This window comes from Eikenella sp. Marseille-P7795 (assembly GCF_916618725.1).
Taxonomy (GTDB): domain Bacteria; phylum Pseudomonadota; class Gammaproteobacteria; order Burkholderiales; family Neisseriaceae; genus Eikenella; species Eikenella longinqua.
Genome location: NZ_CAKAJZ010000013.1, coordinates 1 through 7,114 on the forward strand (window position 1 = coordinate 1; position 7,114 = coordinate 7,114).

Annotated in this window: 9 protein-coding genes; 5 read left to right on the forward strand and 4 right to left on the reverse strand. The window is 59.5% G+C overall.

Annotated features, from left to right (window positions below):
• Positions 1-1,270, forward strand: a 1,270-nt coding sequence (locus LG371_RS12080; protein ID WP_225748633.1) for an FAD-binding oxidoreductase, incomplete at its 5' end; no start/stop codon positions are given.
• Between the two features lie 90 nt (positions 1,271-1,360).
• Positions 1,361-1,636, forward strand: a complete 276-nt coding sequence (locus LG371_RS12085) for a hypothetical protein (RefSeq protein ID WP_067592689.1) — start codon at positions 1,361-1,363, stop codon at positions 1,634-1,636.
• A gap of 108 nt (positions 1,637-1,744) precedes the next feature.
• Here the strand turns inward: LG371_RS12085 and LG371_RS12090 are convergent, their stop codons facing one another.
• The 3 genes from LG371_RS12090 to LG371_RS12100 form a co-directional block, all read right to left on the reverse strand.
• Entirely contained in the window at positions 1,745-2,473 is a 729-nt protein-coding gene (locus LG371_RS12090; RefSeq protein WP_067592692.1) for an amino acid ABC transporter ATP-binding protein, read from the reverse strand.
• Between the two features lie 12 nt (positions 2,474-2,485).
• Positions 2,486-3,277 carry a 16S rRNA (adenine(1518)-N(6)/adenine(1519)-N(6))-dimethyltransferase RsmA gene (rsmA, locus tag LG371_RS12095; protein ID WP_067592695.1) on the reverse strand — a complete coding sequence of 264 codons (792 nt, stop codon included), beginning with the start codon at positions 3,275-3,277 and terminating at the stop codon, positions 2,486-2,488.
• 242 nt (positions 3,278-3,519) lie between these two features.
• Complete coding sequence (locus tag LG371_RS12100) at positions 3,520-4,005, reverse strand: RICIN domain-containing protein (protein WP_225748634.1); 486 nt, start codon at positions 4,003-4,005, stop codon at positions 3,520-3,522.
• Positions 4,006-4,239: 234 nt separating this feature from the next.
• On the opposite strand from LG371_RS12100, the gene frr reads away from it, so the two are divergent.
• The 3 genes from frr (at position 4,240) to efp (ending at position 6,340) form a co-directional block, all read left to right on the forward strand.
• Positions 4,240-4,797, forward strand: a complete 558-nt coding sequence (gene frr / locus LG371_RS12105) for a ribosome recycling factor (protein ID WP_067592700.1) — start codon at positions 4,240-4,242, stop codon at positions 4,795-4,797.
• 125 nt (positions 4,798-4,922) lie between these two features.
• Positions 4,923-5,447, forward strand: a complete 525-nt coding sequence (locus LG371_RS12110; protein ID WP_225748635.1) for a CNP1-like family protein — start codon at positions 4,923-4,925, stop codon at positions 5,445-5,447.
• A gap of 332 nt (positions 5,448-5,779) precedes the next feature.
• Positions 5,780-6,340 carry an elongation factor P gene (gene efp / locus LG371_RS12115; RefSeq protein ID WP_067592705.1) on the forward strand — a complete coding sequence of 187 codons (561 nt, stop codon included), beginning with the start codon at positions 5,780-5,782 and terminating at the stop codon, positions 6,338-6,340.
• Positions 6,341-6,494: 154 nt separating this feature from the next.
• On the opposite strand, the gene LG371_RS12120 is transcribed toward efp, so the two are convergent.
• A partial coding sequence (locus tag LG371_RS12120) for an SIMPL domain-containing protein (RefSeq protein WP_225748636.1) occupies positions 6,495-7,114 on the reverse strand: 620 nt, incomplete at its 5' end.

Sequence of the window (7,114 nt, forward strand, 5' to 3'; positions counted from 1 at the left end):
CGCCGTGGTGATGCCCGAGAGCGTGGCGCAGGTGCAGCGGCTGGTGCGCTGGTGTGCCGAACAGCGCGTGCCCATCACCCCGCAGGGTGGCAACACCGGCCTGTGCGGCGCGGCCGTGCCCGACGGCGGCATCCTGCTCAACCTCGGGCGGCTCAACCGCATCTGCAGCCTCAGCCTGGCCGACAACGCCATTACCGTGGAAGCCGGCGCGATTCTGCAAAACGTGCAAGAAGCCGCTGCCCAAGCCGGGCGGCTGTTTCCGCTCAGCCTGGCCAGCGAAGGCTCCTGCCAAATCGGCGGCAACATCGCCTGCAACGCCGGCGGCCTGAACGTGGTGCGCTACGGCACCACGCGCGATCTGGTGCTCGGGCTGGAAGTGGTGCTGCCCGACGGCAGCCTGCTCTCCCACCTCTCCCCGCTGCACAAAAACACCACCGGTTACGACCTGCGCCAGCTCTTCATCGGCAGCGAAGGCACGCTCGGCATCATCACCGCCGCCACGCTCAAATTGTTCGCCCGCCCGCAAACCACCGTTACCGCCTGGATCGGCTTAGACAGTATCCAAGACGCCGTGCAGCTGCTCACCCAAATCCAAGGCCGCTTTGCCGAGCGCCTGTGCAGCTTCGAGCTGGTGAGCCGGTTTGCATTGGAATTGTCTGCCGGATACAGCAAGCTCACCCCGCCGCTCGAAGCCCCGTGGCACATCCTGCTCGAATTGAGCGACAGCCTGCCGCAGCCCCATCTGGCCGACGATTTGGCCGAATTCCTGTTTGCAGCCGGCCGGGAAAACGCCGTGCTGGCGCAGTCGGAGGGCGAGCGCGCCGAACTGTGGCGGCTGCGCGAAGACATTTCCGCCGCACAAAAAGCCCTGGGCGCCAGCATCAAGCACGACATCGCCGTGCCCATCGTGCGCGTGGCCGAGCTGGTGGAAGGCGCCTCCGCCGCGCTCCGGAAAGCCTACGCCGGCATCGAAATCGTCGTGTTCGGCCACCTCGGCGACGGCAGCCTGCACTTCAACACCTTCCTGCCGCACATCCGCAGCAACCAAGCCTACCAATACGAAGACGGCGTCAATCGCATCGTGTATGAGCACACGCTCGCCTGCCAAGGCACCATCGCCGCCGAGCACGGCATCGGCCAAGTGAAAAATCACTGGCTGCCCAGCGTGCGCAGCCCCGTGGAAATCGAGCTGATGCGCGCCATCAAAGCCAAGCTCGACCCGCACAGCCTGTTCAACCCCGGCAAGCTCTTCCCGCCCGAGGCTACCTGAAAAAATAATTTCACCAAAAATCCGCATGACCACTTAAATTGGGCTACCTGAAAAAGCAGTCCACCATTTCAAACACAAGGAAACCAAGCCATGAACCCCGATTTCAAAATCCGCTGCCCCCTGCCGCACTGCACCGGCTGGGTAACGCAATTGCCGCCCGAAGACGGCGCGTTGTTTATGTGCGACGACTGCGGCCAAGTGTGGGAAACCCAAGCCGAGCTTGATGTCACCATTGCCGAAATCATCGAGCGCTTCCCCTACCGCGCCGGCGTGTACCGCCAAACCGAATCAGGCTTCGCCGCCGTGCCCGAAGCCGAAGAGCCGGCGGATTACGAAGCCCAAGTGCTGCAAGAGCCCTGGGCTTGAGGCGGCGCATTTACTTTGCCGCATATAAAAAAAGGCTACCTGAAAACGAGCTTCGCGAGTTTCTGCGCAGCTAAAATTTTCAGGTAGCCTTTTCTTTTTTCAAATCAATCAGGCCTTCATCACCTGGTTCAAAAACTGTTTCGCCCGCTCGCTGCTCGGGTTGGTGAAGAACGCTTCCGGCGTGTCCACTTCCACGATTTTGCCTTGGTCCACAAAGATAATCCGGTCGGACACCTCGCGCGCAAAGCCCATTTCGTGGGTAACGCACATCATGGTCATGCCGCTTTCGGCCAAGTCTTTCATCACCTTGAGCACCTCGCCCACCATTTCCGGGTCGAGCGCGGAAGTGGGCTCGTCAAACAGCATCACCTGCGGTTCCATCGCCAGCCCGCGCGCAATTGCCACGCGCTGCTGCTGGCCGCCGGAAAGCTCGCCGGGCATAGCGTCTTTTTTGTGCGCCAGGCCCACGCGCTCCAAAAGTTGCAGCGCTTTTTCTTCGGCCTGCGCACGGCTCTGCTTTTTCACTTTCATCGGCGAGAGCACGATGTTTTCCAGCACGCTCAAGTGCGGATAGAGGTTGAAATGCTGAAACACAAAGCCCACTTCGGCGCGGATTTTGTTTAGGTCGGTGGCGGGGTCGGCCACGTTTACGCCGTCCACCCAGATTTCGCCGCTTTGGATTTGCTCGAGCTGGTTTACGGTGCGGATGAGGGTGGATTTGCCGCTGCCGGAAGGGCCGCACACCACCACCACTTCGCCTTTTTTCACTTCCAGATTGATGTCGCTGAGCACGTGCAGCTCTTTAAACCATTTGTTTACGTTGTTGAATTTGATCATGGCGGTTTCCTGTTATGTGTTATCGGTTTGCGGCTTGGCGGCCAAAAGGTTGGCCAAGGCCACGTATTTTTCCGGCGCGATGTGCTCGGCGCGATCCTGCGGGCTGATGCCGGCGGCCTGCAAGTCTTCGTCGTTTGCCAGGCCTTTGAGGTTGTTGCGGATGGTTTTGCGGCGTTGGTGGAAGGCTTGTTTCACCAGGGCGGCAAATTGGGCGAAATCCTGCGCCTGCCCGATGCGGTGTGCCACGGGAATGAGCCGCACCACGGCGGAATCCACTTTGGGCGCGGGCTGGAAGCTTTCCGGCGGCACGTCGAGCAGTTTTTCCATATCGAAAAAGTATTGCAGCATCACGCTGAGGCGGCCGAAATCGTTGCTGCCGGGCGCGGCCACCATGCGTTCCACCACTTCTTTTTGTAGCATGAAGTGCATGTCTTCCACCTCGCCGGCATAGCGGCTGAGGTGGAACAGGAGCGGGGTGGAGATGTTGTAGGGCAGGTTGCCGACGATTTTTTTGCGCCCAGGCACTCCGGCGAAGTCGAACTGCAATACGTCGCCTTCGTGGATGATGAGCTTGGCGGCATAGGGCTGGGTTTTCAGGTAGCCGATGATGTCGCGGTCGATTTCGCACACGTGCAGGCGATTGAGCTTGGCGGCCAGGGGCTCGGTGAGGGCGCCGAGGCCGGGGCCGATTTCCACCACGGTGTCGCCCGGCTGCGGGCGCACGGCCTGCACGATGTCGGCGATGATGCGGGAATCTTGCAGAAAGTTTTGCCCGAAGCGTTTGCGGGCGGTGTGTTGGCTCATGATGGGCGGCGCGGCTCGGCGGTGGGAAAGGGGCTGATTGTATCAGATTCGGGGGGCAGGCTGGGAAGAGGGCTTGGCGGCAGGCGGGGTGGTGCTGGGAATGAATTTGCTGTGGCGGATGGTTTTTAGCTTCGCAGAAACTCAGCTTCCTTCGGAAACATCGTTTCAACTGCGTTGAAGCTTACGCTTTTAGGTAGCCTTCGGCGTGCGGCTTGAGGCTACCTGAAAAATTTTGGGCATGATTAATGCACTTCTTGGCTGGGTGTGTCGCTGCGGGTTTGTAGGCGGATGGTGGGCTCGGCGGCATCCCAGCATTGTGCGTTGGCGCTGGCGCTGCACAGGCGGTGGTCGTCGCCATACCATTGCTGCTCGGCTTGGCCGTGGCAGGGGGTGAGGGTGATGCGGCTGCCGCTTTGGGTGAGGCATTGGCCGCTTTGGCGGATGGTGCGCTCGCGGAGGTTGCGCTCGAAATATTGGTTGGGCGTATTGCGGCAGGGCTGGCGCACGAGCAGGCCGTTTTGCACGGCGAGGCATTGGTTTTGCATACGCAGGAGGCTGCCTTCGGGCTCTTTGGGCGCGGATTGTTTTTGGCGGGAGAAGGCGGCATCCTGCGGGGCGCGGGCATAGTTTTTTTGCGCACCGGGAGGCATCGGGCGCACGGGGCAGTAGGGCAGGGGGAAGGGGCAGGCGGTGAGAGCGAGGCAGGCGAGGAGGATGAGGCGGCGCATGGACGGCTCCGGCGGGTGGTAGAATGCGGCGCTAATTTACCAAAGATTGCTGGGTGGGGGAACGGTTGCTTGGCGGAGTGCGGTTGGTGTTGCGCCCGCGGTGGGGAAAGCGGTGCGCCCGCCAGCCGGAAAACCTTGCCGCAGCGGGCAAAGCAAGGTAGTATCTCGCCCGTTAAACGATTGCCCTATGGCCGAAAAGGCTACCTGAAAAATTTCAAATCCAAAGGAAATCTTATGATCAAAGACATCCAATCCTCAGCCGAAACCAAGATGCAGCGCTCGCTTGAAGTGTTGCGCGAAAACCTGGCCAAAGTGCGCACCGGCCGCGCCCACACCGGCCTGCTCGACCAGGTGGAAGTGGAATACTACGGCAGCATGGTGCCCGTGAGCCAGGTGGCCAACGTTACCCTGCTCGACGCGCGCACCATCAGCGTGAAGCCCTATGAAAGCAATATGGCCGCCGCCGTGGAAAAAGCCATCCGCGATTCCAACCTCGGCCTGAACCCCGCTTCTATGGGCGACCTCATCCGCGTGCCGATGCCGATGCTCACCGAAGAGCGCCGCAAAGACCTGATCAAAGTGGTGCGCGGCGAAGCCGAAGACGGCCGCGTTTCCATCCGCAACGTGCGCCGCGATGCCAACGATCACATCAAAAAACTGCTGAAAGACAAAGAAGTGCCGGAAGACGACGCCCGCCGCGGCGAAGAGCAGATTCAGAAGCTCACCGACAAATACATCGCCGAAGTAGATAAACTGCTGGCACACAAAGAAGAAGATTTGATGGTAGTGTAATCGCTTGGCGGCAAAAGGCTACCTGAAAGCGCAAGCTTCAACGCAGTTGAAACGATGTTTCCGAAGGAAGCTGAGTTTCTGCGAAGCTAAAAAGCTAGGCTGCCCGCCAAACCCAAGGAGTATGCATGAAGAAAATCCTCTCTGCCGCGCTGCTGGCGGCTTGTGCCGCCGCCTCGGCAGAATATGTGCCCTTTGCCGAGCGCTACGGCTATCAGTTTGAAGACGAAAAGCCGTGGGAAGAAGCAGCGGTGGAGTTGCCCGCCTACCCCAGCCTGCAAAGCGGCGAATGGTTTGATTTGTATATCAATCCCACCTACCGCAACAAAGTATCGTTGCAACTGCCCGTGCAGATGGCCGCCGACCGCAGCCTGCGCTACGTGCTGGCCGTGGCCGTGCCCGGCGGGCAGGCCAATATGACCTACGAAGGCATGCGCTGCGGCGACCGGCACCTGAAAACCTTCGCCTTCGGCGACAACCCCAACCGCCGCTGGATTGCCCCGCGCAACACCGGCTGGCGCCAGTTCGACAGCTATGTGAACGCCAACGATCCGGTGCGCGGCCGCCTGATGGCCATCTTCTGCAACGACGGCCGCCCGCTGAACGAGCAGGAGCTGGATCAGCGCATCCGCCGCCTGGGCGGCCTGCATTGAGCGCCTTGTTTCCCGCAGGCAGTATTTCTGCACACCGGCAGCCTGATAATGCGGGCTGCCGGTTTATTTGGGGCAGTCATATTTTTCAGGTAGCCATGAAACTTTCGCAAAATGTTCACCCAGTTGTAGGGGTGGATTTTATATCCACCCTCAATTAGCAAATAATTGATTCATATCTATTCATAAAATCAGGCAAACGGCGGATATGCAATCCGCCGCTACGAAATGAAGAATTTTGCCAAGGCCTCAGCCTCCGTTTGGACAGCACAGGCGGTTTGCGCTAAAATGCCGCGTTTCCGATTTTTCCCGTTTGATTGAAAGAGATTAAGATTATGAAAACCGCACAAGAATTGCGCGCCGGCAACGTATTTATGGTGGGCAGCGAGCCGATGGTGGTGCAGAAAACCGAATACATCAAAGGCGGCCGCTCCTCTGCCAAAGTGAGCATGAAGCTGAAAAACCTGCTCACCGGCGCAAACAGCGAAACCATCGTGAAAGCCGACGATAAATTCGACGTGATCCAGCTCGACCGCAAACAATGCACCTACAGCTATTTTGCCGACCCGATGTATGTGTTTATGGACGAAGAGTTCAACCAATACGAAGTGGAAGGCGAAAACATCGGCGACAACCTGAAGTTTATCGTTGATGGCATGGAAGACGTGTGCGAAGTCACCTTCTACGACGGCAACCCGATTTCCGTGGAGCTGCCCACCATCATCGTGCGCGAAGTGGAATACACCGAGCCCGCTGTGAAGGGCGACACTTCCGGCAAAGTGATGAAACCGGCGCGCCTCGTGGGCGGCACCGAAATCCAAGTGATGGCCTACATCGAAAACGGCGACAAAGTGGAAATCGACACCCGCACCGGCGAGTTCCGCAAACGCGCTTAATGGATTGCCGCCAAACTGAAAAGGCTACCTGAAATTTCAGGTAGCCTTTTTCTTGAGTATGGCGTTGGGCGGGGGAAAAGCGGTTTGAGGCTACCTGAAATTTTAGCTGCGCAGAAACTCGCGAAGCTCGTTTTCAGGTAGCCTCAATGCCGGCTTAATACTGAATCGTGCCGTTTACGGTTTGCTGCACGATGCTGTTGCCGGGGCTGTCGAACACGGGCTCGGGCGAGCCGGCTTTTTCGTAGGACATGGCGCGCGCCATCATCGGGGCGGCGAGGGTGGGCTCGTTTTGCTGGAGGGACACTTCCACCACACGGTAGCCGCTGCCGCCCATGCTGCGGCTGAGCACGTCGGCGCGTTTGCGGAAGTTTTGCAGGGCTTCGATGGCGAGGTTTTCTTCGATTTGGCGGCGGCTTTCGGGCTTGAGCGAGAAGCCGATGCCGTCGATGGTGGCTTCCCCGCTGCTTTCGGCAATCAGTTTGCCCAAGGCTTGGAAATCGCTGCCGGACACGCGCAGCACGGCGCTGTCTTCCCACACGCGGGCGCTGTTGCGGCCGCCCGGCTGGCTGGGGTAGGCATAGCGGTTTTCCAGCTCGGCTTCGGTGCCGGAAATGCGGCGGGCGCGGTTTTGCAGGATGTTGAAGCGGCGCGTGGTTTCGGCGGTGGCGCGTGCGGGGTCGGCATGGCTGGAGGACACTTTCAGGCGCAGGGTCATCCAGTTGTTGGGCACGGTGCGGCTGGCGGTTTCGCTGAATTTGAGCAGCTGGTAGTTCA